Origin of the sequence: Polyangium mundeleinium, from assembly GCF_028369105.1 — a bacterium.
GTDB lineage: Bacteria > Myxococcota_A > Polyangia > Polyangiales > Polyangiaceae > Polyangium > Polyangium mundeleinium.
On sequence record NZ_JAQNDO010000001.1, the window covers coordinates 5,628,464 to 5,653,868 of the forward strand.

Annotated in this window: 23 protein-coding genes; 14 read left to right on the plus strand and 9 right to left on the minus strand. The window is 69.9% G+C overall.

Annotated elements, in window-relative coordinates:
• Position 1 precedes the first annotated feature (1 nt).
• From POL67_RS22450 to POL67_RS22460, 3 genes are read right to left on the minus strand one after another with little or no spacing between them, the layout of a single operon-like run.
• Positions 2-2,743: a CHAT domain-containing protein gene (locus POL67_RS22450; RefSeq protein ID WP_271920289.1), complete on the minus strand. Its 2,742-nt coding sequence runs from the start codon at positions 2,741-2,743 to the stop codon at positions 2-4.
• A complete protein-coding gene (locus POL67_RS22455; RefSeq protein ID WP_271920291.1) occupies positions 2,740-3,519 on the minus strand; it encodes a hypothetical protein in 780 nt (259 codons plus the stop codon). Before POL67_RS22455 ends, POL67_RS22450 begins: the two co-directional genes overlap by 4 nt.
• Complete coding sequence (locus tag POL67_RS22460) at positions 3,516-4,163, minus strand: RNA polymerase sigma factor (protein WP_271920292.1); 648 nt, start codon at positions 4,161-4,163, stop codon at positions 3,516-3,518. Before POL67_RS22460 ends, POL67_RS22455 begins: the two co-directional genes overlap by 4 nt.
• Positions 4,164-4,316: 153 nt before the next feature.
• Between POL67_RS22460 and POL67_RS22465 the strand changes: the two genes are divergently transcribed.
• The 5 genes from POL67_RS22465 (at position 4,317) to POL67_RS22480 (ending at position 8,502) form a co-directional block, all read left to right on the plus strand.
• Positions 4,317-4,898 carry an NADPH-dependent FMN reductase gene (locus POL67_RS22465; RefSeq protein ID WP_271920294.1) on the plus strand — a complete coding sequence of 194 codons (582 nt, stop codon included), beginning with the start codon at positions 4,317-4,319 and terminating at the stop codon, positions 4,896-4,898.
• 52 nt (positions 4,899-4,950) lie between these two features.
• A complete protein-coding gene (locus POL67_RS54540) occupies positions 4,951-5,157 on the plus strand; it encodes a hypothetical protein (RefSeq protein ID WP_276075890.1) in 207 nt (68 codons plus the stop codon).
• A complete protein-coding gene (locus POL67_RS22470) occupies positions 5,088-5,918 on the plus strand; it encodes an ornithine cyclodeaminase family protein (protein WP_276076668.1) in 831 nt (276 codons plus the stop codon). Before POL67_RS54540 ends, POL67_RS22470 begins: the two co-directional genes overlap by 70 nt.
• A 59-nt stretch (positions 5,919-5,977) precedes the next feature.
• Positions 5,978-6,682 carry an NAD(P)H-dependent oxidoreductase gene (locus POL67_RS22475; protein ID WP_271920296.1) on the plus strand — a complete coding sequence of 235 codons (705 nt, stop codon included), beginning with the start codon at positions 5,978-5,980 and terminating at the stop codon, positions 6,680-6,682.
• A gap of 149 nt (positions 6,683-6,831) precedes the next feature.
• Positions 6,832-8,502 (plus strand): protein kinase domain-containing protein, encoded by a 1,671-nt coding sequence (locus POL67_RS22480; protein ID WP_271920298.1) that lies wholly within the window; start codon positions 6,832-6,834, stop codon positions 8,500-8,502.
• A gap of 10 nt (positions 8,503-8,512) precedes the next feature.
• On the opposite strand, the gene POL67_RS22485 is transcribed toward POL67_RS22480, so the two are convergent.
• The gene (locus POL67_RS22485) at positions 8,513-9,331 is read right to left on the minus strand and encodes a membrane lipoprotein lipid attachment site-containing protein (RefSeq protein WP_271920300.1); all 819 of its coding nucleotides are present in this window, start codon (positions 9,329-9,331) and stop codon (positions 8,513-8,515) included.
• Positions 9,332-9,631: 300 nt separating this feature from the next.
• Positions 9,632-10,390, minus strand: coding sequence for an NAD-dependent deacylase (locus POL67_RS22490; protein ID WP_271920302.1), 759 nt, complete (start codon positions 10,388-10,390; stop codon positions 9,632-9,634).
• Positions 10,391-10,803: 413 nt separating this feature from the next.
• On the opposite strand from POL67_RS22490, the gene POL67_RS22495 reads away from it, so the two are divergent.
• The 3 genes from POL67_RS22495 to POL67_RS22505 all read left to right on the plus strand — a co-directional run bounded on the left by POL67_RS22495 (position 10,804) and on the right by POL67_RS22505 (position 14,664).
• Complete coding sequence (locus POL67_RS22495) at positions 10,804-12,183, plus strand: serine/threonine-protein kinase (protein WP_271920304.1); 1,380 nt, start codon at positions 10,804-10,806, stop codon at positions 12,181-12,183.
• A 137-nt stretch (positions 12,184-12,320) separates the two neighbouring features.
• On the plus strand, positions 12,321-13,502 hold the full coding sequence (locus POL67_RS22500) for a saccharopine dehydrogenase family protein (protein ID WP_271920306.1): 1,182 nt from the start codon (positions 12,321-12,323) through the stop codon (positions 13,500-13,502).
• A 34-nt stretch (positions 13,503-13,536) separates the two neighbouring features.
• On the plus strand, positions 13,537-14,664 hold the full coding sequence (locus POL67_RS22505) for a hypothetical protein (RefSeq protein WP_271920308.1): 1,128 nt from the start codon (positions 13,537-13,539) through the stop codon (positions 14,662-14,664).
• Between the two features lie 6 nt (positions 14,665-14,670).
• Here POL67_RS22505 and POL67_RS22510 read toward each other — a convergent pair whose 3' ends face one another.
• A complete protein-coding gene (locus POL67_RS22510; RefSeq protein ID WP_271920310.1) occupies positions 14,671-15,843 on the minus strand; it encodes a hypothetical protein in 1,173 nt (390 codons plus the stop codon).
• Positions 15,844-16,075: 232 nt separating this feature from the next.
• On the opposite strand from POL67_RS22510, the gene POL67_RS22515 reads away from it, so the two are divergent.
• A complete protein-coding gene (locus POL67_RS22515; protein ID WP_271920312.1) occupies positions 16,076-16,870 on the plus strand; it encodes a MopE-related protein in 795 nt (264 codons plus the stop codon).
• A gap of 28 nt (positions 16,871-16,898) precedes the next feature.
• Here POL67_RS22515 and POL67_RS22520 read toward each other — a convergent pair whose 3' ends face one another.
• Positions 16,899-17,567, minus strand: coding sequence for a hypothetical protein (locus POL67_RS22520; protein WP_271920314.1), 669 nt, complete (start codon positions 17,565-17,567; stop codon positions 16,899-16,901).
• Between the two features lie 134 nt (positions 17,568-17,701).
• On the opposite strand from POL67_RS22520, the gene POL67_RS22525 reads away from it, so the two are divergent.
• The 4 genes from POL67_RS22525 (at position 17,702) to POL67_RS22540 (ending at position 21,780) form a co-directional block, all read left to right on the plus strand.
• Positions 17,702-18,814 (plus strand): AI-2E family transporter, encoded by a 1,113-nt coding sequence (locus POL67_RS22525; RefSeq protein ID WP_271920316.1) that lies wholly within the window; start codon positions 17,702-17,704, stop codon positions 18,812-18,814.
• Positions 18,801-20,408 (plus strand): FAD-binding oxidoreductase, encoded by a 1,608-nt coding sequence (locus tag POL67_RS22530; RefSeq protein ID WP_271920319.1) that lies wholly within the window; start codon positions 18,801-18,803, stop codon positions 20,406-20,408. Before POL67_RS22525 ends, POL67_RS22530 begins: the two co-directional genes overlap by 14 nt.
• Positions 20,409-20,539: 131 nt before the next feature.
• On the plus strand, positions 20,540-21,043 hold the full coding sequence (locus tag POL67_RS22535) for a hypothetical protein (protein ID WP_271920321.1): 504 nt from the start codon (positions 20,540-20,542) through the stop codon (positions 21,041-21,043).
• 44 nt (positions 21,044-21,087) lie between these two features.
• Entirely contained in the window at positions 21,088-21,780 is a 693-nt protein-coding gene (locus tag POL67_RS22540) for a hypothetical protein (RefSeq protein WP_271920323.1), read from the plus strand.
• A 48-nt stretch (positions 21,781-21,828) separates the two neighbouring features.
• Here the strand turns inward: POL67_RS22540 and POL67_RS22545 are convergent, their stop codons facing one another.
• Together POL67_RS22545 and POL67_RS22550 are read right to left on the minus strand one after the other, a co-directional pair.
• The gene (locus POL67_RS22545; RefSeq protein WP_271920325.1) at positions 21,829-22,755 is read right to left on the minus strand and encodes an SDR family oxidoreductase; all 927 of its coding nucleotides are present in this window, start codon (positions 22,753-22,755) and stop codon (positions 21,829-21,831) included.
• A complete protein-coding gene (locus tag POL67_RS22550) occupies positions 22,752-23,630 on the minus strand; it encodes a lysophospholipid acyltransferase family protein (protein WP_271920327.1) in 879 nt (292 codons plus the stop codon). The genes POL67_RS22545 and POL67_RS22550 overlap by 4 nt, the downstream gene beginning before the upstream one ends.
• Positions 23,631-23,840: 210 nt before the next feature.
• On the opposite strand from POL67_RS22550, the gene POL67_RS22555 reads away from it, so the two are divergent.
• On the plus strand, positions 23,841-25,385 hold the full coding sequence (locus tag POL67_RS22555) for a hypothetical protein (RefSeq protein ID WP_271920329.1): 1,545 nt from the start codon (positions 23,841-23,843) through the stop codon (positions 25,383-25,385).
• The last annotated feature ends 20 nt before the right edge of the window (positions 25,386-25,405 follow it).

Sequence of the window (25,405 nt, forward strand, 5' to 3'; positions counted from 1 at the left end):
TTCAAGGAGAGAGGAGACGGAAGCTCGCCACGTCGCTCGGCGAATCCCCCTCGTGCGCCGCGCGCCGGGCGCGGTGGAGCGCCTCGACCAGGTCGAGCGGCCCTTTGCTGTCGCCATACAAGGCATGCACGAACGGCAGCGTCTTCTTGTCCTCGATGGGGCGCGTCGCGGCGACGACGGCCCGCGCCCCGGCGACGACGAAGGCCTGCCCGAGCCCGAGGCCCTCGGAGGCGGCGCTCGTCCCCGCCCGGCCCGTGTCGCAGCCCGAGAGCACGACCTGCTCCGGCACCCGCGCGAGCGCGAGGACGTCCGCCACGGCGAGCGCGCCCGTGGCGAGCGGCAGGGCGCTCTCCCAGCCGTCGCGACCCTCGTAGAGACCGTGACCCGCGAAGTGAAACAGGTGCGTCGCCGGATCCGTCAACGCCGCGACCACGGCGGCGTGCGTGGCAGCCTCTCCTTCGAGCAAGAGGACCGAGGCGCCCCGCGCGCGGAGCGCGGCGGCGACCGTGCGGGCCTCCTCGCGCGCGCCGGGCAGGTTGCCGCGTGGATCCGCGACCACGAGCGCCGCGAGCGGGCCCTCCGAAGGCGGCCTTTCCGGGCGGTCGAATCCCGCGCCGTGCACGACAGGCAGGCGCGCGCCGAGCGGAGCGCCGTCGAACGGCAGCGCGTGCAGATCGAGCCGATCGAGCGACGGATGCGTGATCAGCCGCAGCCGCGACGCGCCGCGAAGGGCGCCTGCGAAGGGCTCGAACAGCGCCGCGGCGAGGCGGGACGGCGGCAGGTCGGGCCGAACGCCCGCGGCGTCATGGACGACGATCGCGTCCGGCGTGATCACGAAGCCGGTCCACCCGCTGCGCGTGGGCAGGTGGACGAGCGTGACCTCGCCAGGGGCCGGGACGAAGGGACCTCGCGTTGCATCGCGGTCGTGCGGGCAAAGGTGCGCGAGCGCGTCGTCGAGGGCGGCGCGCAGGTCCTTGATGCGCGTGTCGTGCGCGCGGAGCGCCGCGTCGAGGCGGTTTTCCGGCAGCCGCCACAACGCGGCGAGCTCCGCTTCGAGGGCGGCGCGCCCTTGGTGATATCGGGCGAGGGAGCGATCGAGCGCCTCGCGGCGGGTCTGCGAGGGAGACGCCGCGCACCCGAGCGCCCGCAAGAGCCTTGATTTGCCGCGCATGGCCGCGAGCGCCGCTTCTCGCAGCCACACGTCGCGCGCGCTGCGCTCCGCCTTCTCGGCCCGCCCGAGGAGGAAATCGACCCGCAGGCGCGTGACGAGCTCGGCGCCGTGCAGGAAGGTCTCGCGGCCTTCGCCGAGCGGGACCGCCCGGAGCGCGACGTCGAGCAGCGCGTCGGCCTCGGCATATGCGCGCTCGGCGTCGTCCGTTCGGCCGAGCGCTTCGAGCGCCCGCGCGCGGCCGAGCGCGCCCTCGAGCTCCACGTCCGAAAGGAGCGCGGCGCGTCCGATGGCGCGGGCTCGCTCGTGTGGCGCGAGGGCCGTGCGCGTCTCCGGTTTGGCAAGGGCGATGCGGCCGTCCAGCACCGCGGCCCAAGCCTCGATGCGCGCATCCACGCGGGGGGCGGCGCGCCGGGCTGCATCGAGGTGGGCCCGCGCCTCCTCGGGGCGGTCTCGATGCATCGCGTACAGGCCGAGGTTCAGAAGGACGTTCGCTTCCTCCGCCGGTCGCGGGCATTCCTTGCGGAAGGCTTCGAGCGCCGCGCGGAGCGGCGGCTCCGGCTCGCGCAGCCCTTGCCCGTCCGCGTCCGTGCGCAGGGCGACCCAGCCGAGGTTGTTGTCGGATTCGGCGCGCCGGCACGGGCTCGCGTCTCCGGGCAAACGGCTGCGCGCCTCGTCCATGGCGGCGAGCGCATCGGGGTGGCGGCCGAGCTGCGAGAGGACGCTGGCTTCGACTTCGAGCGCGTCGACGCGTTGCGCCTCGAAGCCGAGCCGGGCAGCGGCCTTTTGCGAGGCGCGCAGGCCGCCGAGCGCGCCGCGCAGGTCGCCGGTCTCCCGCGCGAGCAGGCCCTCGTAATACGAAGCCATCACGCGGCCCTCGGGGAAATCGCGCGCGAGGCGCTCGACGTCGGAGAGCGCAGCGCGCGCGTCGGCGAAGCGGCGTCCCGCATAAAGGTGCATGTGGAAGAGGGCAAAGCGGTCGTGCAGCTCGTCGGAGACACGGCCGAGCGCGCGATCCTCCGTGAGCGATTCGGCGAACAGGCGGGCGGCGTGGGGTGTGGCTCCGCGCTTGCTCTCGATGCGCGCGCGTTTGCGGAGCGCGCCCAGGCGAAGGACGCGGGAGGGATCCGATTGCAGCGGGGCGAGCTTCGCCTCGGCCTCGTCGAGCTGCCCGCGGCGGCGCAGGGCCTCGGCCTCGTCGAGGGCCGGCGAGGTGACGAGGGGTTCGAGGCGAAGCCGAAAGACCGCGGCCGCGCCATTGCGCGCGGCGCGAAGGGCGACCTCCCGGCTGCCCGCGGGCGCGTCCACGGTCACGCGGCGTCCTCCCTGCGCGCTCGCCGTGGTGAAGGCGCGCGTCGCGCCGTCGATCTCGGCGGAGAGATGGGCGTCCTCGGGGGTCTCGACCCAGAACTTCAGCGAGCTCGGGGCGAGAATCTCGCAGACCGGGCCTTCGCGCACGGCCGCGCAGCCGGCGAATTCGACGCGAAGCGGAGGCGGGTCGGGCGGGGTGGGCGCGTCCTCGCAGGCTGCGGTGCACAGAAGGGCCGCGAACCAACGGGATGCGCGCGCGCTCATTTTTCGTTCGGGTCCGTGAGCCAAACGGCGGCGCGCAGGACCTGAAATGCCCGCGTGGGGCCCTCGGGGGCGAGCTCGGAAGCCGCGGGCGTGTGTTCTGGCAGCGTCTCCGGCCGGCCCACGAGAATCGCGATTTCCAGCCGGCCCGGCCCGATGTCCGGGAAGAGCTCCTCGCGGCTGCCCGTGACGAGAATCGCGCCGGTCGCTGCGATCTCGATGCGCGGGCGACAAGGCGCGACGACGCCGTCTCGTATCGAATAGGCGCGCGCTTCGACAACGCCCAACACGTCCGCGGCGGGCCGGATCGAGAGGGAGAGCCGGGACCCGGGGGCGAGGCGGGGTTCGTCCGGGGAGGGCGCATCCGCGCGGAAGGATCGATCCCCGCCTTCGACGGAGAGGGCGTACATCGGGAGCGGGGGCTCTGCGTCGTTTCGTGAGAGCAACACGAACGCGACGGCGGCGGTGAGGCAAGCGGCGAAGAGAGCGAGGAGCGCGCGACGCGGGCGGTGGATCCGGACGACCTCGGCGGGGGCCGCGCCGGGGTTTTGCGCGCCGATGGCGACGAGGGCCTGCTCGGTGAGGCATGCGTTCGCCTGCGCGCCGAGCGGGCGGAAGGCCTCGACCGCGTCTCGCGTGGCAGCCGAGCCTTCGGCGAGCTTCTGGATCTCCTCGTCGGACAGCTCGCCGCGGGCGAGCGCATCCCAGCGCGGATCGGCGAGGAGGTCGTTTTTTCGTGCGGCGCGCCCGAGGGCGTCGAGGAGGTCGTCGTCCTTCATGGCTTGACCTTGGACGATGGGATTCGTGGCGGGAGGTCCTGGTCTGACGCGAGATCCTTGGCGACCTCGCGAACGAGCTTGGCGAGGCGGCTCTTCCAGGCATACACGGCGTCCGGGGTCATGCCCAGCGCGGCGCAGATGTCTTCGACGGGCCGGCCTTCGACGACGAGCCATTGGAAGAGGAGCATTCCGCGGTCCCCGAGCCGCGCGCGGATGGCCGCGAGCAGGGCCTCGAGGGCCTCACGGTCCTCGAACAGCCGCTCCATCGAGGGCTGCTCGTCGTGGGGCTTTTCGAGCTCCTCGTCGAGCACCGGCTCTTCGGTCCAGGGGCTGCGCCGTTTGCTGCGCAGGATGGAGATGACCTCGCGCTCCGCGATGAGGCCGACGAAATTGGCGAGGCTCATCCCTCGCGCGGGTTCCCATTGGCGCAAGGCGCGGGCGGCGTCGGCGAAAAGAACGAGGAGGACCTCCTGGACGAGGTCCTCCGTCTCCTGGCGGATATCGCGCTGGGGCGCGCGGCGCCTTAGCAGGATGCGGGCGACGCGGGCCTGCACGACGGGCGCGAGCGCATCGATCAACGCGCGGACCGCGGCCCGCTCGCCCGCGAGGGCTCTCCGTAAAAGCGCGGCCATGTCCTCCGGCACCCGACGCTCCTCTGCTCGCTCGTCCGGGGGAAGGTAGCCGCACCCGGGCGGGACAGGCAAGCTACCGATGGAGCCCGCGGCAGCGGATTCTCCCGCAAAACCGCCCCATCCGTGTCACCCTCCGACGACACGACCCCCGGAGATCCACCCCGCATGATCCGAATCGCCATCGTCATCGGCAGCACGCGCCCCGGTCGGAAAGCGGAAGCCGTCGCCCGCTGGGTGTACGACCTCGCCGCAAAGCGCACGGACGCGACCTTCGAGCTCGTCGACCTCGCGGAGTACAACCTCCCGCTGCTCGACGAGCCTTTCCCTCCGTCGACGGGCAAATACACGAAGGACCACACGAAGGCCTGGAGCGCGAAGGTCGCCTCCTTCGACGCGTATGTCTTCGTGACGCCCGAATACAACCACGGCCCCTCGGGCGCGCTGAAGAACGCGCTCGATTTCCTCTATCGCGAATGGAACGACAAGGCCGCCGGGTTCGTCGCGTATGGAAGCGCCGGCGGCACGCGCGCCGTCGAGCAGCTCCGCCTCGTGCTGTCCGAGCTCCAGGTGGCTCACGTTCGCAACCAGGTCGCGCTCTCGTTGCGCACCGATTTCGAGAACTACACGACGTTCAAGCCGGCGGACCACCACGAGAAGACGGTGTCCGGCATGCTCGACCAGCTTGTTGCCTGGGGCGGGGCCCTCGCGCACCTGCGCGCCGCCCGCGCCGCCCGGTCGGTCCCTTGATCCGCGCCGGGTGGAAGCAGGCCGCTCGCTGATCTATATCGCCGGCCTGCCCATGCCTCCGCACGCAACCATCCTCCTCTCGCGCTCCGACGTCCGACAGCTCCTCTCGATGGAGGCCGCCATCGCCGCCGTCGAGGCCGCTTTCACCGCGCACGGCGAGGGCCGCGCGCTCATGCCGCCGAGGTCTACCTGGAGCTCGACGCCTACCACGGCGATCTGCGCGCCATGCCCGCGTACGTGGACGGCGCCGCGGGCGTGAAGTGGGTGAACTCCCACCCGGAGAACCCCGCGCGCTTCGATCTGCCCTCCGTGATGGGCATGTACATCCTCTCCGATCCCGCGACCGCGCTGCCGCTCGCCGTCATGGATGCGACGCTGCTCACGGCCGTGCGCACCGGCGCCGCCGCCGCGATCGCCTCGAAGCACCTTTCCGCGCGCGCGCCCAGGACCGTCGGGTTCGTCGGGTGCGGCGTGCAGGCGCGTACGCTGCTCGAAGCGCATCGCGCGGTCTACGGCGACACGTTCGAGGTGCTTTGTGCCGACGTCTCCGAGCACGCCGCGCGCACGTTCGCCGAGGAGGCGCGTGGGCGCGTGGTGTCGCTCGAAGAGGCCTCGGGCGCGGACGTGGTGAACGCCTCGACGCCGGCGCGCGCGCCCGTCGTGAAACGCGCCTGGGTGAAGGACGGCGCCCACGTCAACGCGATCGGCGCGGATGCCCACGGCAAGCAGGAGCTCGATCCCGCGATCCTCGTCGACGGCCGCGTCGTCATCGACGACTGGGAGCAGGCCACGCACAGCGGGGAAGTGAACGTCCCCCTGGAAACGGGCAAGCTCCGCCGCGAGCAGATCCACGCGACGCTCGGCGAGGTGCTCGCGGGCAAGCGCCCGGGACGCGAGGGCGCGCGGATCACGGTGTTCGATTCGACGGGGCTCGCCGTGCAAGACGTCGCGCTCGCGCGGGTCGTGCATGCGGCCGCGCGTGACCAGGGGCTCGGGACGAGCTTCGACTTTTTCCGCTGATACGATGCGGGTGGCGTCCCCGGGGGGGGTCGCCGTCTTTCTTGAAGGAGCGCCACGCCATGAAGGTGTTCATCGTTCACGCGCACCCCGAGCCGAAGAGCTTCAACGCCGCCCTGACGCGCGTCGCCGTCGAGACGTTCGAGGGCGGCGGGCACGACGTCGTCGTGTCGGATCTCTACACGATGGGCTGGGAGCCCGTCTCGGGGCCGCAGAACTTCACGGGCCGCAAGGATCCCGCCGTCTTCAAGCAGCAGGTCGAGGAGGCCCACGCCGTCGAGACGAACGGTTTTTCCGTCGAGGTCCAGGCCGAGATGGACAAGCTTTTCGCCTGCGACGCCTTGATCTTCCAGTTCCCGATGTGGTGGTTCTCGATGCCCGCGATCCTGAAGGGCTGGGTCGATCGGGTGTTCGCGTTCCAGCGCGTCTACGGCGGGGGCCGGTGGTACGACCACGGCACGATGCGCGGCAAGCGGGCCATGGCCTCCGTCACGACGGGCGGGCCCGCGACGATGTACGAGGAGACCGGCCTCGCCGGCGACATGAACATGCTGCTCGCGCCCGTGAACCAGGGCGTCTTCCGGTACGTCGGCTTCGACGTGCTGCCGTCCTTCGTCGCCTGGGCGCCCGCGCGCTCCACCGAGGCCGATCGCGCCCATATGCTCGCCGCCTACCGCGAGCGGCTGCTCGCCTGGGACACGACGGCGCCGCTCATGTACCCGTCGCTCTCCGCATACGATCCGTCGTTCCGGCTCGCGCGTCCCTAGAACACCCCCCGAGGCGAGCTCGCTTCGCGATCTCGCAGAGCATCGAACGGTTCGATGCTCTCGACCGCAGGCGCGCGGCGCGCGGGGGAAGAACGGCCGTGCTTTCTGCCGACGGGCAAGAGATACTCGCCCCCCGAGGCGCTCCGAGCGTGACGACGGACAAGGGCGAGGACGATCGAAAGCCGGCGGACAGCGACAGCGGCGTGGTGGTGAGCCCTTCGCAGAGCCTCCCCGCGCCCACGGTGCGCGCCCGGTCGCTCTCGCCCCGCGCCCCGTCATCGCCCTTTTTCCGCAACGAGGCGCTCCCCGGCGTCGCCCACCTCTACGAGGGCCCGCCGCCCTCCGTGACCGCGACCCCGGCCGCCGCCGCGCCGCTGCTCTTCGTCTGCGACGAGTGCTGGCGGACCTTCACCGACGGCTCGCAGCTCTCCTGCGCCTGCGAGCGTCCGCGCCCCGTCGAGGGCTGGGCCGCGATGCCGTACGTCCTGCGCGGCCGGTTCCTCTTCGTCGAACTGCTCGGCCGCGGCGGCATGGGCGCGGTGTTCCGGGCCTACGATCAAGCGTCGAAGGATCGGCCTTGGGTCGCGGTGAAGGTCATCCAGAAGGGCCTGCCGGAGTTCGAGGCGTCGCTCAAGGAGATGTTCCGCCGCGAGGTGGCCGCGGCGCAGATGCTCGCGCAGCACAAGCAGTTTTTCGTGGACGTCCTCGGCTTCGACGACGTCGCGCCGGCCTACCTCGCGCTGGAGTACGTCCCCTGGCAGACGCTCGCGGAGGTCGTGGCCTCGCTGCCCGCGATCGAGCGCCGTTTGCCGCCGGCGCAGGTGGCCCGCATTGGCATCGCCGTCCTGCGCGGCGCGGCCAAGATGCACTTTCACCGCATCGTTCACCGCGATCTCACGCCCGCGAACATCTTCGTCCGGTACGTGCCCGATCGCGAGGGCTACGACGTGAAGATCACCGATCTCGGCCTGTGGGCCTTTGATCAGGTGCAGGGCGAGAGCGACTCTCTTTCGCTCGTGGGCATGCCGGGGACGGCGGGCACGGCGGCGTACATGAGCCCGGAGCAGTCGACGGGCGAGAAGGTGGGCGCCGCGTCGGATCTGCACGCGATCGGATCGGTTTTGTGGGAGCTCGCGACGGGCTCGGTGCCGTACCCCGCGACGACCGACGGGCGCGTGCACGAGATCATCGAGCGGCGGGCCAAGACGCTGTACGATCCGCCCGCGCGGCCGGCGTTCATGCCGGAGGGGCTCTACCACGTGCTCGTCAAGGCGCTCGCGTTCGAGGCCGAGGAGCGGTTCTCCGCGGCGAACGACATGCGCAAGGCGCTGGAGGCGTTCGTCGCGTCCTACCAGCAGGAGCGGCTGCGCGACCTGGAGGACGCGCTCGGCCGGATCGACGGCCTCGCCCGCAAGGTGACGAGCCTGCGCGACAAGATGACCCCGATGCGCGAGGTGCTGGAGCGGCTGTCGCTGCTCGGCGCGATTCTGCGCGAGGCGCAGGAGCAGCGGGGCGAGGCCGAGCCGGCCGTGTTGCGGACGATCGCGGACAACACGGAGACGCAGCTCGATCAGATCACGCGGGAGATCGGGGCGCTCGCCGAGTGGCTGCGGGTGCTCGGGGAGAAAAAGGACGTGCCGCCGGGGGCGGGGGACAAGTCGGGGCGGCGGGAGATCGAGGTGCTCGCCCCGCGCGAGGGCCGGGCTGTGTCGTCCAAGGCGAAGCCGCGCGGGGAGAGCCGAGCGCTCGTCGTCTGGGGGATCGCGGTGGCGCTCGTCGTGATCGTGGTGGGGCTGTTTTTCTTGCGGACGTGGGGCTAACGCCGTGTGATCACGGCGTGCAGTACTCTTCCTGGCTCTTCACGTCCGCCACGGCGAGCATCGTCCCCTTGCTGATGACGAACTCGCTCAGGCCGACCTCGGACGTGCCGCCCGGGAGCCAGTCGTACGTGTAGCCGAGCTGGGTCCAGGGGTACCCGGGGTCCCCGTACGAGGTCATGCGGAGGTTGGTGATCCAATCGATGTGCGTCTGCGGCGTGCCGGCGGGGAAGTCGAGCTGGGCGACGTTGTCGTCGATCTCCATGTCGGGGGCGGGCCGGAACATGCTGTTCATCGGGACCCAGAGCTCGACGACGCGGGTCTTGCCGTTCCCGGGGGGCAGGCCGAGGAGCTGCTCCAGCCGGAGGTCGAGCGCGGCGCCCTTGAGGCCCGTCGCCTTGCAGAACTCCGCGAGCTTCGGCGCCGGCGTGACCCACACTTCCACGGGCACGGTCGTCTCCATGCCGACGAGCGCGTCGTAGCCCGCGTACGAGGTCCAGGTGACCATCTTCACGCGGCCGTTCGCGTCGAGCACGAGCTCGGCGTTGTCCGGGCGGATCTCCGTGAGCTTGTCGGAGATCTCGTCCGCCTCCGGGGTTGCGGCGTCGGTGACGGCGGCCTTGTAAAGGGCCTGCAGATCGTCGCCGCCCGCGCCACCCTGGCCGCCCTGGCCGCCCTGGCCGCCCTGGCCGCCTTCGCCACCTGCGCCGCCTTGGCCGCCCGCGGCGCCGCTGCCGCCGTCGCCGCCTGCGCCGCCCGTGTTCTCGTTGCCGCCGTCGCTGCAGCCGGCCAAGAACGCCACGAGCCCCAAAGCGACCAGGATTTGCTTCATGTTCCTCATGTCTTCTCCTCAAACAAGCGCTGCACCGGAATGTGGTGCCAAAGGACGCGCGCGATTCTTCGCGAGCGCGGCGCGCCAGGCAACCGACATGCCAGATTTTCGGTGCCGCACATGTGCGGGGCGGCTGAGGGATCGGGGCCTCGATCGAGGACGGGAGGCCGATGCGGACGCGCCTCAGCGTTCCTTTGCATCGACCGCATCGCGGTCGATGCACCCGAGGTCCAGGGCTGGCCCTGGTCCGGGTCCAGGGGTGGAAAACCCCTGGTCGGGGTCCGGGGTGAAACCCCGGCGCTACGGCTTGCTTTCCACGATCCGCCAGATTCCTTCGAGTGCTTCCACGGCGCCCATCGGCAGGCGGAGGGCGACGGCGTGTGAGATGACGGTCGGCTCGGGGTTGACCTCGATCGTGGGCACGCCGCGCGCGGCTGCTTCGAGGACGGGCTCGGCGATGTAGGGGAAGAGGCTCGATGTGCCGACCGAGACGACGACGTCGAAGCCTCGATCGAGCTCGTGGTGCAGCACTTCGAGCTTCGCCACGGGGAGCATCTCGCCGAAGAGCACGATGTCGGGCCGGAGGACCTTTTCGCAGGTGGTGCAGCGGGGGCAGGGGGCGAGGTGGGCGTAGTCTTGGACGACTTCGGTGTACGTGCAGCTCGTGCAGAGCAGCCGGTGGATGTCGCCGTGGATGTCGATCACGTTGCGCGAGCCGGCGGTGCGGTGGAAGCCGTCGACGTTTTGTGTGAGCACCCAGCTCCGGGGGAGGCGTTCTTCGAGGCGCGCGAGGGCCAGGTGTGCGGCGTTCGGCGCGGCGCCGCGGCAGGCTTGCTCGATCTGGTGGATGTATTTCCAGGTGAGCTCCGGGGAGCGCCGGAACACGGGGCCGGAGAGCGCTTTTTCGATGGGCATCCCTTCGTCGGTCACGCGGTCTCCGTAGAGCCCGCCCACGCCGCGGTAGGTCGGGATCCCCGACGCTGCCGAGATGCCCGCGCCCGTGATGAACAGAGCCGATCGCGCTTCTGCGATGAGCTTTCCGGCCTGCGCGATGGTCATGGCAAGCCAGCGTAGCAGGCTGCCGAGACACTTGTCGCTTGCCGTCGCGGCGTGGGTTCCATCCACGCGAGGGATTGTCGTATTCAGACCTGTACGTCCCCTGTGTCAATTACAAGCATCTTACAGGGCGCGAAGACGTTGCTCGTCGGCATCACGCCGAGCTGTAAGGGCGGAGTAAGTGCAATCCGGCGAAACGGGTGACATCGTCTCGACGGTCGGAGGCGCGGTGCGGCGTGCGTTCGTCGTCCGCGGCTCGTGCGTGTCGTCCGGAATGGTCAGACCCATGGGGATCCTCGTGTGCAACGTAGTCGGCGGCTGGCGGCCCGCGTCCTGGGCATCCTTCCGGGGGACGTCCGAGCGAACCTTTGCGAACGCGCTGGATACCGTACGAGCGACCTCGACCGATGCTCGCCGTGGTCTCTGATGAAGCAGGACCCGGCCCCCGTCTCCTGACGGGCGCGAGCGTCACCGCGGACTTCGTTCGTGTCGAGCGGACATTGCCCCCGGGGCAGGTTGCTGCCTCGTCCTCCGCGCCCGCCGAGCGAGACGCGCCCTCCGAGGCCACGTTTTTGCCCGGCGGGTTCCTCAAGCACTACGAGATTATCCGCAAGCTCGGCGAAGGCGGCATGGGGGTCGTGTTGCTCGCGCGGGACACCAAGCTCGGGCGCCTCGTCGCCATCAAGCTCCTTCGGGATCGCGGACAGGCGACCTCGCGCTTGCTCGCCGAGGCCAGGGCCACCGCGCTCTGCAAGCACGAGAGCATCGTGGTCCTTTACGACGTCGACGAGACCGACGGGCATCCGTACATGGTCCTCGAATACCTCGAAGGCCGCACGCTGCGGGAGGTCCTGTCCTCGGGGCCCCGTGGATCGAGCCGTGCGCTCCCCAAGGGCCTCGCGCTCGACATCGTGACGTCGGTCCTCCGCGCGCTCATCGCTGCGCACGAGCGCGGCGTCGTCCACCGTGACCTCAAGCCCGAGAACATCATGATCCTCGATGCCGGGGGGATCAAAGTGCTGGATTTCGGGCTGGCGCGGCGCGGGGACGGCCTGGAGCCGATCGATGGCGGCACGCTCGCGTACATGGCGCCCGAGCAATGGAGCGGCGAGGAGGTCGACGCGCGCGCCGATCTATGGGCGGTCGGCGTCCTGCTGTACGAACTGCTTGCAGGCGCGCATCCGCTCGCGCCGCTCACGCGGGAGCGGGCCGAGAGCGTCTCCGACTTGGATGTGCCCATGCCCAGGCTCTGCGACGTCATGCCCGAGCTTTCTGCGCTCTCGGACGTCGTCGACCGCTGCTTGCGCAAGCGAAAGGAGGAGCGATTCGCATCGGCGGACGAACTGCTCGCCGCGCTCACGCCCCTGCGCGAAGGGCGAAAGCTCCTCGCGCTCGCCGAGGGCGAGCTGCCGTCCGCAGGGCTCTGCGGCGCGAGGCTTTTGCTCCTCGAGGTCGGCGGCCTTCCGGGCGCAGTGACGGTGGAGTTCGTCCACGCGTCGAGCATCGAGCGCTGGCCGAGGCTCGCGCGGTGGCTCGACGAGAGCACGGCGGACGCCGAGTTCATGGCCAGGCAGCGCGCCGCTGCGTCGCAATGGCGGGCGGAGGCGCGGCGGAGGCGACAGCGCTCGATCGCCGGGGCGTTCGTGGTTCTCGGCATCGTGTCGGTCCTCGTGTTTTTCCTGGCCATGCGCGCCCAGGCCCAGGCCCGGCGCGCGGACGCCTCGGGCCTCCATGGGGGGATGCCGGTCTACGCGGCGGCGAAGTTCGAGCCCAGCCACGCGACGGGCGCGCGATGAAGCCCGGACGGTTCGCGTGTACGCTCCCCGTTCGCGGACAGCGGCGGCCACGCGTTGCTTCGTGAGAGGGCAGGGCGGCCATGACGCGGAAGCGGATCCCTTCCTGCCCGAGGGCCCGCCGTGGTATCGAGCCGGGCATGACGACCGAGCGCGAATACGACGTGGTCCTCTTCGGCGCGACCGGCTTCACCGGCCGCCTCACCGCCCATTACCTCGCCGAGACGTCGAGGAAAACGCCCCTCCGCTGGGCTCTCGCCGGCCGCAGCAAGGAAAAACTCGAAGGGGTCCAGCGCGAGATCGCATCCGTCCTGCCCCAGGGTTCGCCCCTCCCGCTTCTCGAAGCGAGCTCCGACGACGCCGCCTCGCTCGCGCGCATGGCCCGATCCGCCCGGGTCGTGCTCACCACCGTGGGGCCTTATGCCCTCCACGGCGAGCCGCTCGTCGAGGCCTGCATTCGCGAGGGCGCTGATTACGTCGACCTGACGGGCGAGCCGAGCTTCGTGAATCGCCTGATCGAGCGGCACGATGAGGACGCGCGCAAGGCAGGCGTTCGTATCGTGAATTGCTGCGGCTTCGACAGCATCCCGCACGACCTCGGCGCGCTCTACACGGTGCAGAAGCTCCCGAAGGGCGAGCCGATCACGCTCGAAGGGTTCGTGCGCACGACCGGGTCGTTCTCGGGCGGCACGTGGCAATCGCTGCTCAACGAAATGGGCGGCGTGGGCTTCGCCGCCGGGAACGCGCGCCCCTGGGCCAAAGATCCGCTGCCCGGCGGCCGTGTCGTCGAGGAGCTGCGCCCGCGCGTGCGCAAGGAGCCCGAGCTCGGCGGCTGGGCTTGCCCCATGCCGTCGATCGACCCGCAGATCGTCCTGCGCAGCGCCCGCGCGCTCGACGTGTACGGCCCCGATTTCCGGTATGGCCACAACCTCGTCTTTTCTTCGCCCCTGGTGCTCGCGGGCGTCACGCTCGGGATGGGCGCGATCGTGGGGCTCTCGCAGATCGGCCCGGCGCGCAAGCTGCTCTCGCGGCTCCGCCCCTCGGGGGAGGGCCCGAGCGCAGAGCAACGCGCGCGGAGCTGGTTCGAGGTCACGTTCCGCGGGCGGAGCTCGAGCCACCGCGTGCTCACGCGGGTGAGCGGCGGGGATCCCGGGTATGGCGAGACCTCGAAGATGATCGCGGAGAGCGCGTTGTGCCTCGCGTTCGATCGGGATCGGCTCCCGCCGCACGTCGGCGTCGTGACGCCGGCCGCGGGCATGGGCGATGTGTTGATCGAGCGGCTCCAGGCGGCGGGGATCCGGTTCGAGGTGCTGGAAGGCTGACCCCTCCGGCGCTCTTCGCGTGTACCTTCGGGGGATGCTCCGCCCCCTCCTGCTGGTCCTGCTCCCGCTCGCCCTCGGCTCAATCGGCTGCGGGGGGCCCGCCGCAGCCGATTCCCCGCCCGTGGCGGGCGAGGACGAGGACGAGGACGACGTCCCCGGGGCAGTCTGCACGAACCGGATCGATTACCTGCTCGACGACGCGCTGCGCCTCGCGGCCGTTTACCATTACGACGAGGGCGGCCGCGTCCTCCAGTATGTCGAGCGGACGGCGGACGGCAAGCGGGTCTTCCTCGTGAAACGCGGCTACGACGCGCTCGGCCGCCGCATGACGCAGACAGTCGAGGATGGCCGCTTCAGCAGCCCGCACCGCGAGATGACGTGGGAATGGGACGACCAGGATCGCGTGGTGCGCACGACGTACGTCGCCTCGAAGCCCGAGGGCGACGCCCGGAGCGAATCACGCTTCTTCTTCGACGCTGCGGGCAACCACGAGCGGGACGAGTTTTTCGCGGACGGGGTCCTCTCCCGCGTGATGCGGTACCGGTATCTCGGAGGCGAGCCGTTCGTCCTCGAAGCGGGGTCGGACGACGGAGGCGACGGCACGGAGGAGCACGTCTTCCGCCAGTTCTATGCGGCGGGGCAGTGGCTCGTGAAGGCCGAACATGTGTACATGAACGGCGAGCAGATCGTCACCGAGGATTTTTTGTATGAAGACCTCGCGGCGGGGCGGCTCTCGCGGCGGGACTTCGACGCCGACGGCGACGGACAGCCTGACTACGTCGACCGCTTCTTCTGGAAGGAGGGCGGGAGCATCACGCGCGTCGAGTACGATACGAAGGGGGATGGCGTGCTCGATCAATCGGTCGATTTCGATTACGACGCGGGGCGGCTCGTCCGGCGCACGTGGGACGTCTTTGATCAGGGCACGCAGAAGTTCATCACCGACGTCACCTGGTCCGGATCGCGGCTCGAGCGCGTCGCGCGGCGGGATGCACCGACGGGGCAGGTCATCGAGACCTGGATCTTTTCGTATGGCTGCGCGGGGGATCTGCCGATGGACGTGCCGATCGCGCCCATCCAAGGCTTTCGTTACGAGCTCATGACGAACCCGTTCATCTTGCATTTCGAGGACCGCTGGAGCAGCTTCCCCGAGATGCTTTGACGCCGATCAGGGCGGGTTCAGCACGCAGTCCCCGCTCCATTGAATCGGGTCGCCCATGTCGACGACCTCGAAGTCCTCGGGCTGGATGTCCGTGAGCGAGAACGAGTCCACGCCGACCTCGTCCCATTTGTGCGTCGTGAACCGGTCGCTCTGCGCCGTGAGCGCGATGTTGCCCGCGTCGGCCAGGAACATGCCGTATTTCTGGAGGCCTCGCGCGACCACGCGGGCGCCCTCGGTCGGCAGCGTCTCGAGCGGGTAATCCGCGCGCAACCGGAAGCGCACGCCGTAGGGCGGCGCATTCGGGCCGCCGGACGTTGGGCCCGTGCTGTGCGTGCCCGGATGCACGTACACGTTGTCGCGAATGCGCGCGTTCGGCAGGATGAAACGGATCGCGTGATCGATCGAGCCGGCCGCCACCTCGTCGGCCGAGAAGAGCATCGCCGAGATGGGGAAGCCGCCCGCGTCCGCGGAGGTGCAGCCCTCGCCGCGCAGGTTCGGCGGGTATGACTTCGTCAAGTTCCACGTCACCGCGCAGCCGCCGTAGAAGTTGTTGCCCACGATGTTCGCCCGCCACATCTCGTAGAGCGTCTTCGTCGGCTGATGCACGACGAGCAGGTGGCAATCGCCGTCGTTCGTGCACGCATAGCCCTGCTCGCCCTCCAGCGCGCCGCCGGCCGGAACGGGGAAGGGGACGTGCTCGCAATCGGGCGAGTAAAACTCGTCCGTGGTCTCGAACGTGCGCATCTCGGTGTTCGCGTCGGCGTGGAGCAGCTCGATGCTGAAATCGATCCGGAACGAGCCCGCGCCCCAGCCGCCATTGTCCGCGAGCCAGCCCGTGATCGCGTCCGACTCCGTGTTCTTCGGCAAGGCCGAGACGTCCTTGTTCCAGGGGTTCGGCGCCTCGAAGAGCCCCGCAGGCGTGCCCGAGCCGCCCGAGCCTCCACCCCCGCCGACGCCGCCGCTGCCGCCGTTGCCCCCGCCGCCGTTGCCGCCGTTGCCGCCGTTGCCCCCGCCACCCCCGCCGCCGTTCCCCCCTGCGGCACCACTCCCGCCTGCGCCGTTGCCTCCGCTCCCGGTCGTGCCATTGCCCGACCCGCAAGCCGCAAGCAAAGAAAGGGCGCCCATCACGCCCAGGACACGCCCCCATCGCCCCGCCGAGCCAAATTCGTTTCGAAGCATGTCTCCTTGTACACGCGGGACGAAGGCGCGGGAAGAACCATGAGGGTCGCGGCGCACGTATTCGAGACGCCTGTCCGTGGGCGAATTCCGTCCTTGTCCCGCAAACGTCTCTTCACGAATTCCATTTGGTGACCCCCACTACGTGCTTTGGAGCATCGTAGGGGGCCGGATGGCTTGGCGCGGGCGGCCGATCGCGGCTTTCCGCCCGTGCCGACGTTGGGGAGGGTGCGTGATGGGCGAGCGGTATCTCGTGGGATGGGCGGCGATGGTTTCCGTGGGGCTCCTCGTGGGGGCCGCCAGTTGCGCGCGGGGGACGACATCACCCGTCGTGGAGGAAATCTTCCTTGGCAGCGGAGGCGGAGGCGGGAGCGGGGGCGGAGGCGGGAGCGGAGGCGCGGGCGGAAGCGGAAGCGTGGGCGGCGGCGGAAGCGGGAGCATGGGCGGCGGCGGCGATGCGTGCGTCCCCGAGGTTTGCAACGGCGTCGACGACGACTGCGACGGCGTGATCGACGAGGAGAGCCCGGGCGTCGGCGACGAATGCAACACGAGCGCGCCGGGCGTGTGCAGCGCGGGCGAGCTCGTTTGCCATGGCAAAACGGGGCTCGTTTGCGTCCAGACGGCCTCGCCTTCCGTCGAGGTCTGCGACGGCCTCGACAACAACTGCAACGGCGCAATTGACGAGGACAACCCCGGCGGCGGCGAAGCGTGCGACACGGGCAACCTCGGCGCGTGCGCAGCGGGCATCCGCACGTGCACCGCGGGCGCGCTCTCGTGCACGTCCATGGCCACCCCGCAGGCCGAGATGTGCGGCAATCTCGTCGACGACAACTGCGACGGCGTGGTGGACGACGGGTGCAGCGCGGGCCCGCCGGCTTGCGCGCACGATCCGTGCACGCCCGGCGACGAGCTCGATCCGCTCTGCGACCCCTGCGTGAACGCCGTTTGCCTGATCGACAAGACGTGCTGCAAGTCGTCGTGGGACGTCTTCTGCGTGGGCACGGCGCAGATACATTGCGCCTGCCCCTGAGGCGTGTTCGATTCGCGGATGTACGCCGTCAGGGCGGCGGCAGGGCGCAGGATCCGGCCTCGGCGTGGCAGAGGCCATTGACGCAAAAACCGCTGCAATCCGCGTCCGCGCTGCAAGCCTTCCGCGCGCACGTCTGCGCCTGCGGGGTACACGCGAAATTCGCCGGACAATCGCCGTCCACGGCGCACGGATCCGGCTCGCACCGGTGCCCCGGCGAGCAGTGCTCCGCGGGCAGGCATTCCGCGTCCGAGGCGCAGCCGGGCAAACACTCGGGTTCCCCGCAGCTACACGGCGCCTTCGTGCAGATCGTCATCGGATTCTGCGCGGCGCACGCGGCGTCCGTGGTGCAGGGGTTCGGCGGGTCGTAACAGATCCCGCACGGGAGCTGCTCCCCCGGCGACAAGCAGAACTCGCCTCCCTGGTTGCAATCGGCGCTCGTGCGGCATTCCCCAGGCCCGAGCACGTTCCCGCCGCCCGCGCCGCCGCTGCCGCCCATGCCCCCGCTGCCCCCCGCGCCGCCGCTGCCGCCTGTGCCACCGCTGCCGCCTGTGCCAGCCATGACGCCGCTGCCAGTCATGCCTCCTGCGCCACCGCTGCCGCCCGCGCCGCCGTCTCCGCCGCCGCCTCCGCTCCCGTCACACGCGTTCGCCACGACCGCGGCGAGCACGAACATGGCCAGGGTCATCGTTCGTCCCATCGTGTGTCCTCCGCCTCTCGATTGTTTTTGGGTCCGCATCCGGGGTGCTGCCCATCGCACGAGCCGTGCCGCGCTGGAAGGGGCGAGCATCCGGGGTGCGCGACGCGTCCCGTCCGGCTAGGATGGCCGCCGCCTTGGACACCCGCGTCCCGTCTCGCTCCGACGCCCTCTTGCAGCTCGCCGCCTTCGTGGTCGTCGTCGCGGCCCTCCACGCGGCCGCGAGCGTGCTCGTGCCGATCATGATGGCGCTCCTGCTCGCCGTCGTCAGCGCCCCGCCGCTCACGTGGCTCGAGAAGCGGCGCGTCCCCGAGCCCGTCGCCGCCACCCTCGTCCTGCTCGCGAACATCGCCGTCCTCAGCGCCGGCGCCTCCGTCGTCGCGGGCTCGGCGACCGAGTTCGGCGAGGCCGTGCCCCGCTACCAGGCCCGGCTCGACATCATCGCCGCGGACCTCACGACCTGGCTGCGCGCGCACAACGTCCACGTCCCGAGAGGCGCGATCACGCAGATGGTCTCGCCCGGCACCGTGCTCTCGTTCGGCGCCGGGATGATCCGGGATCTCGCGGGGCTCGTCTCGAACATCTTCATCGTCCTCTTGATCCTCGGCTTCATGCTCTTCGAGTCGCGCACGTTCTCGCGCAAGCTCCGCGCCCTCGCGGGGGCGCGCGGCGGCTACGTGGGGCTCTTCCCCGGGATCGTGGGCGACGTGCAGAACTACCTGTTCATCAAGACCGTCGTCAGCATCGCGGTCGGCCTCCTCGCGGGCCTCATCGTCTACGTCCTCGGTGTGGATTTCGCGCTGCTCTGGGGCCTCGTCGCGTTCCTCTTGAACTACATCCCCAACGTGGGCGCGATCATCGCCGGGGCGCCGCCGGTCTTCTTCGCGCTCCTCTCGCACGGCCCGGGGCGGGCGCTGGCCGTCTCGGCCGGGTTTCTCGTGGTGCACACGGTGCTCGGCAACATCCTCGAACCTGCGTGGATGGGGCGCAGGCTCGGGTTGTCGGCGACCGTGGTCTTCCTCTCCCTCCTGTTCTGGGGGTGGCTATGGGGCCCGGCCGGCATGTTCCTCTCGGTGCCCCTCACGATGGTGGCGCGGATCCTCCTCGAAGGGAGCGAAAAGACGCGCTGGATGGCCATGCTACTCGATTCGAGCGCGCCCGCCGATACGCCGGTCGATCCGCCGAGCGCGCCGGCGAGCGTCAAGGCCGCGCCCGTCGCGGAGGAGCCAAAGGACGATGAGCGAGCGTGAGCGAAGCCATTGGGCGTGGGGATACACGGACGCTTTTCCGGACGAACCCGGGCGAGAGGCCCTCGCGGCGCAGGTCGGCGCCCTCCTCGGCCGGGAGGTTTCCCTGCGGCCCTTGCCGACCCTCGAATCCGCGCGCCTTTCGGACCCCCGCGTCCTGCCGCCCGTCTCCCTCGCGCCGATCTCCTCGGCCGCGCCGAAGGACCGGATCCTCCACACGTACGGCAAAGGGTATCGCGACCTCGTCCGGGCCTACCGCGGTGATTTTTCGGTCGCCCCCGACTGGGTGAGCTTTCCCCGGTCCGAGGAGGACATCGAACAATTGCTCGCCCATTGCGCGGTCGAGGGCATCGCCGTGATCCCGTACGGTGGCGGCACGAGCGTGGTCGGAGGCATCGAGGCGAGCGTGGGGGATCGCCCGCGCGGCGTGGTCTCGCTCGACCTGCGGCGGCTCGATCGGGTGCTCGAAATCGAGCCCGTCTCGCGATCGGCGCGTATTCAGGCCGGCGCGACGGGCCCCGTCCTCGAAGAGCAGCTCGCCCCGCACGGGCTCACGCTCCGCCATTTCCCGCAGAGCTTCGAGTTCTCGACCCTCGGCGGCTGGATCGCGACGCGCGCGGGCGGCCATTTCGCGACGCTGTACACCCATATCGACGATCTCGTCTCCTCCATCCGGATGATCACGCCCGCCGGCACCTGGGCGAGCCGCAGGCTCCCGGCCTCGGGCGCGGGACCGAACCCGGATCGGCTCGCGCTCGGCTCCGAGGGGATCCTCGGCGTCATCACGGAGGCGTGGGTGCGCCTGCAGGCGCGGCCCCGGTATCGGGCCTCGGCGAGCGTGACGTTCCCGCGCTTCGCGGACGGCGTCCGGGCGTGCCGGATGCTCGCGCAATCGGGCCTGTATCCCTCGAATTGCCGCTTGCTCGATCGCACGGACGCCCTGCTCGGCGGCGTGTTCGTCGACGGCGAAGCCGTGCTGCTCCTCGCCTTCGAATCGGCGGATCACCCGCTCGGGCCCTCGATGGACCGGGCCCTCGTGATCACGGCCGAGGCCGGCGGCATTTGTCCCGAGGGACCGGTTTTCCGCGAAGAGCGTGGGGAAGGGGCGCGGGCGCAGGCGACGTACAAGCAATCGTTTTTTCGGGCGCCGTATCTGCAGAGCGCGCTCGTCTCCCTCGGCGTCCTCGCGGACACGTTCGAGACGGCGTGCACGTGGGACAGGTTCGAGGCGCTCGACGCCGCCGTGCACGAGGCCGTGCTCCCGGCATTGCAACGCGCTCTGGGCGGCGGCGTGCTCGCGCGGCGTTTCACCCACGTGTATCCGGACGGACCCGCGCCGTATTACACGTTCATCGGCCCCGCGCGGGACGGCCACGAGCTCGAGACGTGGGCGGCCATCAAGGACGCCGCGAGCCACGCGATTCTCGCGTCGGGCGGCACCATCACGCATCATCACGCCGTCGGCCGCGTGCACCGCCCCTACTTTCGCGCCGAGCGGCCCGAGCCATTCGAAGCCGCGCTCCGCGCCGCGAAACGCGCCGTCGACCCTGCCGGAATCATGAACCCCGGCGCGCTCTTCGAGCCCGACGAACGCTGATTTCTCGTTTTTATCGAACTACGAATCGGTGGGCGCGCGGGACATAGGCCGCGCGAGCGCGCCGCGCCGCGAGCATTTGCTCGTACGACCCCCACGCGGGTGCTAGAAATTGCATTGATATGGGGGGAACGATGCATTCTCGTGAGAACGCGAGGGGTACGTCGCGCGTGGTCGTGCGGGGCATTCTATCGCTGGTGGTCCTCTCGGGCGGGCTCTTCCAATCGGCAAACGGCCTCTGCCGCGAGCCCTGGGAGGTCATGGTCCCGCCGCCGATCACGCCCGATCGGGGCGCGGAGGAGGTGGTCGAGGGGGGCGTGGCGGCGACCGTGCTCTTCGCCTCGTTCGGCATTGGCCTCGGCGCCGCGGCGGCGACGCTCGACGCCGAGAGCGAGCGGCTGCGGGCCGATCCCTGCCGGAGCTGTCCCGGCGGTTTCAATGACATGCAGCGCGACATGGCGTTCCTCGCGAACGCTTCGATCCTGTCGTTCGTCGGCGCCGGCGTCGCCGGCCTGGGGACGGCCCTGTATGCCATTCAAGTCGAGGACGACGTGAGGACCGCGAAGAAAAAGAAGTTTGTCCCACAGGCAGTGGTGCGCTTCCAGGGCGGGCTCCTCGGCGTCCAGGTTCTTTTCTGACCGAGGCGTACATCCGGTTCTGACTTTTTGGGGGTACGGTCGTCATGGCGCGTAAACACGTTGGACGGGATTTCTTGTGGATCGTGGCTTGCGCACTTATCGGCTACGGCTGCGTGGTCGAGGGCGAATTCCTCGAGGATCTCGTGCCGTCCGGGCCCAACCTGGGCGCCAGCGCGCTCGCGTCGCGCTGCGGGGACGGCGTTCGCCAGGACAAGGAGGCGTGCGACGACGGCAATAGCGCGTCGGGCGACGGCTGCGACGCGGCGTGCGCGGTCGAGCTCTGCTGGGTCTGCCAGGAGGCGCTCCCGGGCGCGCGCAGCGCGTGCGGGCCTCAATGCGACGCGGCCGCCGGGCAATCCTGCTTCATGGGCGCGTGCGTGAGCTGCAGCGACGGCCTCCGCAACGGCCTCGAGACCGACGTCGATTGTGGCGGCGCCTGCGGCCCCTGCGTCCAGGGCCTCGCCTGCGGGGCGGCCGGCGATTGCGCGACCGGCTTCTGCACGGGCGGCGTGTGCTGCAACGAGGCGTGTGGCGCCGCGTGCGTCCGGTGCGACCTCGCAGGCGCCGTGGGCATCTGCGCCTACGTCCCGGAGAACGAGACCCACGAGCAGCAGGCGTGTGGCGGCGGCACCTCCGTCTGCGACGGCAAGGGCGCGTGCAAGAACGTCGCCAGCCAGGCGTGCACGAAGGGCATCGAATGCCTGAGCGGCAAGTGCCTCGGCGGCGTTTGCCAATAAAACGTTTTCCCGCGGGGCGCGCTCCCGAAGAAGGGGCGCGCCCTGCGGCTATCCCCGCACCGGGAACGCGTCCCGATATTCCTGCATCGCCCGGACCTCGTCCACCTGGTGGACGAACCCCGTGGCCGCGCGAAATGCCTCGCTGTCGACCACGACCGGATATTTGATGTGCGCGAGCGCGCCCGGCGGCAGGCGGGGCAAGCCGAAGCGGCCGAGCGCCGCGCGGAAGGCGATTTCGGGGAGCGGAATGGGCGATCGCCCCGTCCCGCGAACGACCACGGAGAGTGGCACCGGCTGCGGCCCCGCGACGTTGTAGACGCCCTGCAGCCGCTTCTCGAGCGCGAGGCAGATCGCCGTCGCCACGTCCTCCTCGTGCATGAAATGAAACAGCGGATCGAATCCGAGGACCATGGGCACGTGCCGCCCGCGCAGGAACGTGGCGAGCGTGCCGTGCCCCGTGGGCCCGAGCGTGTACACCATCCGGAGGACCGTCGTGCACAAATTGGGCAGTCGCCAGAGCGCCGTGCACGCATACAGATCGGCCGCGACGAGGTCGGAGAGCTCCGGGAAGGTCGTCACCGCCATCGGCGGGTCCTCTTCCTTGTGATACAGCGGCGAATCCGCCGCCGCGCCGTAATAGGTGTGTCGCCCGACGAAGATCGCGTGCTCGACGCCCCAATCGCGACAATGCTCGAAGACGGCGCGCGTGCCGCCGAGGTTGATCTTGTAGCGCTCCGCGGTCTTCTCGACGAGGTGGGTGACGGTGGCCATGTGAATGACCGCCTGGGGCCGCTTCTTGCGGAAGACGTCCTCGGCCGCGCGCTTGCGGATGTCCACGTTGTGCAGCTCGATGCCGGGCGGCGCGTCGTGCCACGGCCGGCGATCGATCCCGATGACCTCGTGCCCCTGCTCGAGCAGGCGGCGCGCGACGCGCTGACCGAGCACGCCCCCGATGCCCGGAATGAGAACCCTCATCGCTGCTCCTCCTTCGTGCTTGCCGGCTCACCCTCGATCCGGGCCTCGTCCTCTGCCCCGCGCGACCAGGCGAGCGCCTTGCGCCGTCTCTCCCGGCCCACCTCGATGAGGCCGGCGATCCGCTGCTTCACCTGCTCGACGTAGCCCTCGATGACCTCGTCCTCCTCGGTCCCCGACCCTTCGAACGTCATGGGCGCCGAATACGTGAGCTCGAGCCGCACGGGCGCCGGGAGCGCGACGCCCCAGGGCGTGATCGGGACGTAGGGCGCGCCGAAGAGCTTTCCGAGGGCATACGAATTCGCGATCGTGGGAATGGCCTCGCCGCCGCCGACGAACCCGAACGGAATGATGGGCGTCCGTGTCTTCATGGCGAGGCGCATGAAGCCCGATCCGAAATGGACGAGCGTGTTGCGCTCGGGATAAAGCTTCGCGGTGCCCCGGGCGCCTTCCGGGAAGATCATGAGCAGGCGCTCGTCGTGGAGCAGGTGCTCGGCCGTCTCCACGAGCCCGGTGAGCTGCCCGCTGCGCGTGGCGAAGAGCCCCATGAACGGCGTTTGGGCCATGAACTTCTCGGCCATGCCCTGGGCGAGCCGGGGCGGCTCGCGTTCGAAGAAGCAGGACGTGATCACCATGGCGCCATCGATCGCGATGCCGCCCGAGTGGTTGCCGACGAGCATGGCGCGGCCGCGGACGGGGACGTGCTCGATGCCCTCCACGCCGACGGTGAAGTAATGGCGGTAGAAGAACCGGAAGGCCGTGAACAGCCGAGCGAGGTGCTGCTTCGAGGCGCCGTAGGGATCGACACCGTAGGTGTTGAAGGGCAACTCGAGGCGGTCGACGCGGGCGGCGATCTCCGGATCGATGAGCAAGGACACAGGGTTTCTCCAGCCGGAGGGGGCGACGGAGAATAGGCGGAAGGCGAGGCACGAAGCAAGGGGAGATTACGCTCGGCGAGGCGTGCCGGCGCACAGGCCTCGTGCGGCCGGCTCTTTCGACGGCGGCTTCGCGGGGAGGGACCTCCTTCGATTTCCGCTCGTGATAGACTCACCCGATCGGAGCCAACGCAAAGGCAAAGGAGGCCCACAATGAAGGAGTTCATGAAGCTCAAGGCGGCGCGGTGGGAGCGCATCCTGTCGCACCCGTTCTTCGATTGGCTGCATTCCGACGCGGTGCCGCTCGAGGACAAGGTCCTGATCGCGCCCATCATGACCGTGTTCGTGATGAACTTCCGCGACGCGAGCCGGTATTTCATCCGCTTCCCGAACCCGCGAAACCGCTTCGAGGAGGCGCTGAACGGCGGCACGCGCGAGGACGAGACCCACTCGCGGCTCTTCCTGGAGGACTGGAGCAAGATGAAGCTCGACGAGCGCCTCGGCTTTCGCGCGAGCGACATGATCTGGTGGCTCTTCCTGTCGAAGGAGAACGAGCGATTCCGGTATTTCGTGCTGGAGTTCGGCCGGCTCGACGTCGAGGACGCGGGCGATCCGCTCGTCCGCTTCACGCACTCCGAGGCCGGCGAGGCCGCGGGGAACGCGTTTTTCCATCACATGGCGAAGGTCACGAGCGAGATCGAGGCGAAGACGGGGCTGCGGTACATCTACTACGGCAATCACCACCTCGAGCGGGAGCCGGGGTTCGTCTGGGGATCCAAAGGCGTCTTCGACGACGAGGTCCTCGACGAGCAGCAACGGCCGCTCGCGATGCGCCTGTCGAACCGCATGTTCGACCTCTTCGAGCAGGTCCACGATTGCTTCCTGGAATACGGGCGCTCGTTCATGGAGCCGGGCGTGCTCCCGAAACGACCCCGCGTCGAGGAGATCGCGCCCCGCACGGCGTCCGTGCCGACGGAGCGGCCTTCGTACGAGGTCGAGCTCGAGCAGCCCATGGCGCTCTATCACGAGGATGTCCTTCGCGTCATCGAGGAGCGGAAGGCGCAGGCGGCGCGGCATCCTTTTTATGCGTGGCTGCGCGAGGAGACGAGCGTCTCCCCGCGGGAAAAGCTCATGCGGTTCCTCCCGTCCTGGGTGCCTGACATCATGGGATACCGTGATCTGAACCGATACGCGGTCCGTTATCCCGAGCCGCGGACGCCGAAGGAGCGGCGCATCAACGAATGGTGTGACGACCTGGAGACGCACAGCGCGCTCTTCCTGAACGACTGGCAGGCGCTCGGAATGGACGAGGTCCTCGGCTGGAAGGCGAAGGACACGCTGAAGTTTCTGTTCCTCGATCCGCAGGTCGAGACGCACCGGAAAAACCTCGCGACGTTCGCGAAGCTCGCCATGGGCCACCGGGATCCGGCGATGCTCTTCTGGTTCGTCGCGGCCCTGGAGGCGAGCGGGCACGCGTTCTTCGAGAACGTGAAGCGGCTCGCGGAGGTCGTGGAGAAAGAGCACGGAATCCGGCTCGATTACCTCTGCGATCGGCACGACGTGGCGCACGGGGCGCGCGGGGAGCGCCTCCCGCGAAGCGCGTTCATCACGAGCGAGCGTATCACCACGGCCGAGCGCGACGTGGCCATTGGCATGGTCGACACCATCTTCGACGCGCTGGAGGAGCAGCTCACGAGCTCCCTCGACGCCGCGCGCTCGAACAAGCTCGGCATTCCGAGCGAGCGCGGCGCCGCCTGAGGCTGCGCTTCGAGCGCCAG

Excerpts from the sequence above, each read along its gene's own strand:
- POL67_RS22500 (WP_271920306.1), top strand. The coding sequence starts at position 12,321 with ATGACGACCGAGCGCGAATACGACGTGGTCCTCTTCGGCGCGACCGGC.
- POL67_RS22540 (WP_271920323.1), top strand. The coding sequence starts at position 21,088 with ATGGCGCGTAAACACGTTGGACGGGATTTCTTGTGGATCGTGGCTTGC.
- POL67_RS54540 (WP_276075890.1), top strand. The coding sequence starts at position 4,951 with ATGCCTCCGCACGCAACCATCCTCCTCTCGCGCTCCGACGTCCGACAG.
- POL67_RS22465 (WP_271920294.1), top strand. The coding sequence starts at position 4,317 with ATGATCCGAATCGCCATCGTCATCGGCAGCACGCGCCCCGGTCGGAAA.
- POL67_RS22515 (WP_271920312.1), top strand. The coding sequence starts at position 16,076 with ATGGGCGAGCGGTATCTCGTGGGATGGGCGGCGATGGTTTCCGTGGGG.
- POL67_RS22485 (WP_271920300.1), bottom strand. The coding sequence starts at position 9,331 with ATGAAGCAAATCCTGGTCGCTTTGGGGCTCGTGGCGTTCTTGGCCGGC.
- POL67_RS22520 (WP_271920314.1), bottom strand. The coding sequence starts at position 17,567 with ATGGGACGAACGATGACCCTGGCCATGTTCGTGCTCGCCGCGGTCGTG.
- POL67_RS22545 (WP_271920325.1), bottom strand. The coding sequence starts at position 22,755 with ATGAGGGTTCTCATTCCGGGCATCGGGGGCGTGCTCGGTCAGCGCGTC.
- POL67_RS22530 (WP_271920319.1), top strand. The coding sequence starts at position 18,801 with ATGAGCGAGCGTGAGCGAAGCCATTGGGCGTGGGGATACACGGACGCT.
- POL67_RS22450 (WP_271920289.1), bottom strand. The coding sequence starts at position 2,743 with ATGAGCGCGCGCGCATCCCGTTGGTTCGCGGCCCTTCTGTGCACCGCA.
- POL67_RS22455 (WP_271920291.1), bottom strand. The coding sequence starts at position 3,519 with ATGAAGGACGACGACCTCCTCGACGCCCTCGGGCGCGCCGCACGAAAA.
- POL67_RS22475 (WP_271920296.1), top strand. The coding sequence starts at position 5,978 with ATGAAGGTGTTCATCGTTCACGCGCACCCCGAGCCGAAGAGCTTCAAC.
- POL67_RS22490 (WP_271920302.1), bottom strand. The coding sequence starts at position 10,390 with ATGACCATCGCGCAGGCCGGAAAGCTCATCGCAGAAGCGCGATCGGCT.
- POL67_RS22555 (WP_271920329.1), top strand. The coding sequence starts at position 23,841 with ATGAAGGAGTTCATGAAGCTCAAGGCGGCGCGGTGGGAGCGCATCCTG.
- POL67_RS22505 (WP_271920308.1), top strand. The coding sequence starts at position 13,537 with ATGCTCCGCCCCCTCCTGCTGGTCCTGCTCCCGCTCGCCCTCGGCTCA.
- POL67_RS22510 (WP_271920310.1), bottom strand. The coding sequence starts at position 15,843 with ATGCTTCGAAACGAATTTGGCTCGGCGGGGCGATGGGGGCGTGTCCTG.
- POL67_RS22535 (WP_271920321.1), top strand. The coding sequence starts at position 20,540 with ATGCATTCTCGTGAGAACGCGAGGGGTACGTCGCGCGTGGTCGTGCGG.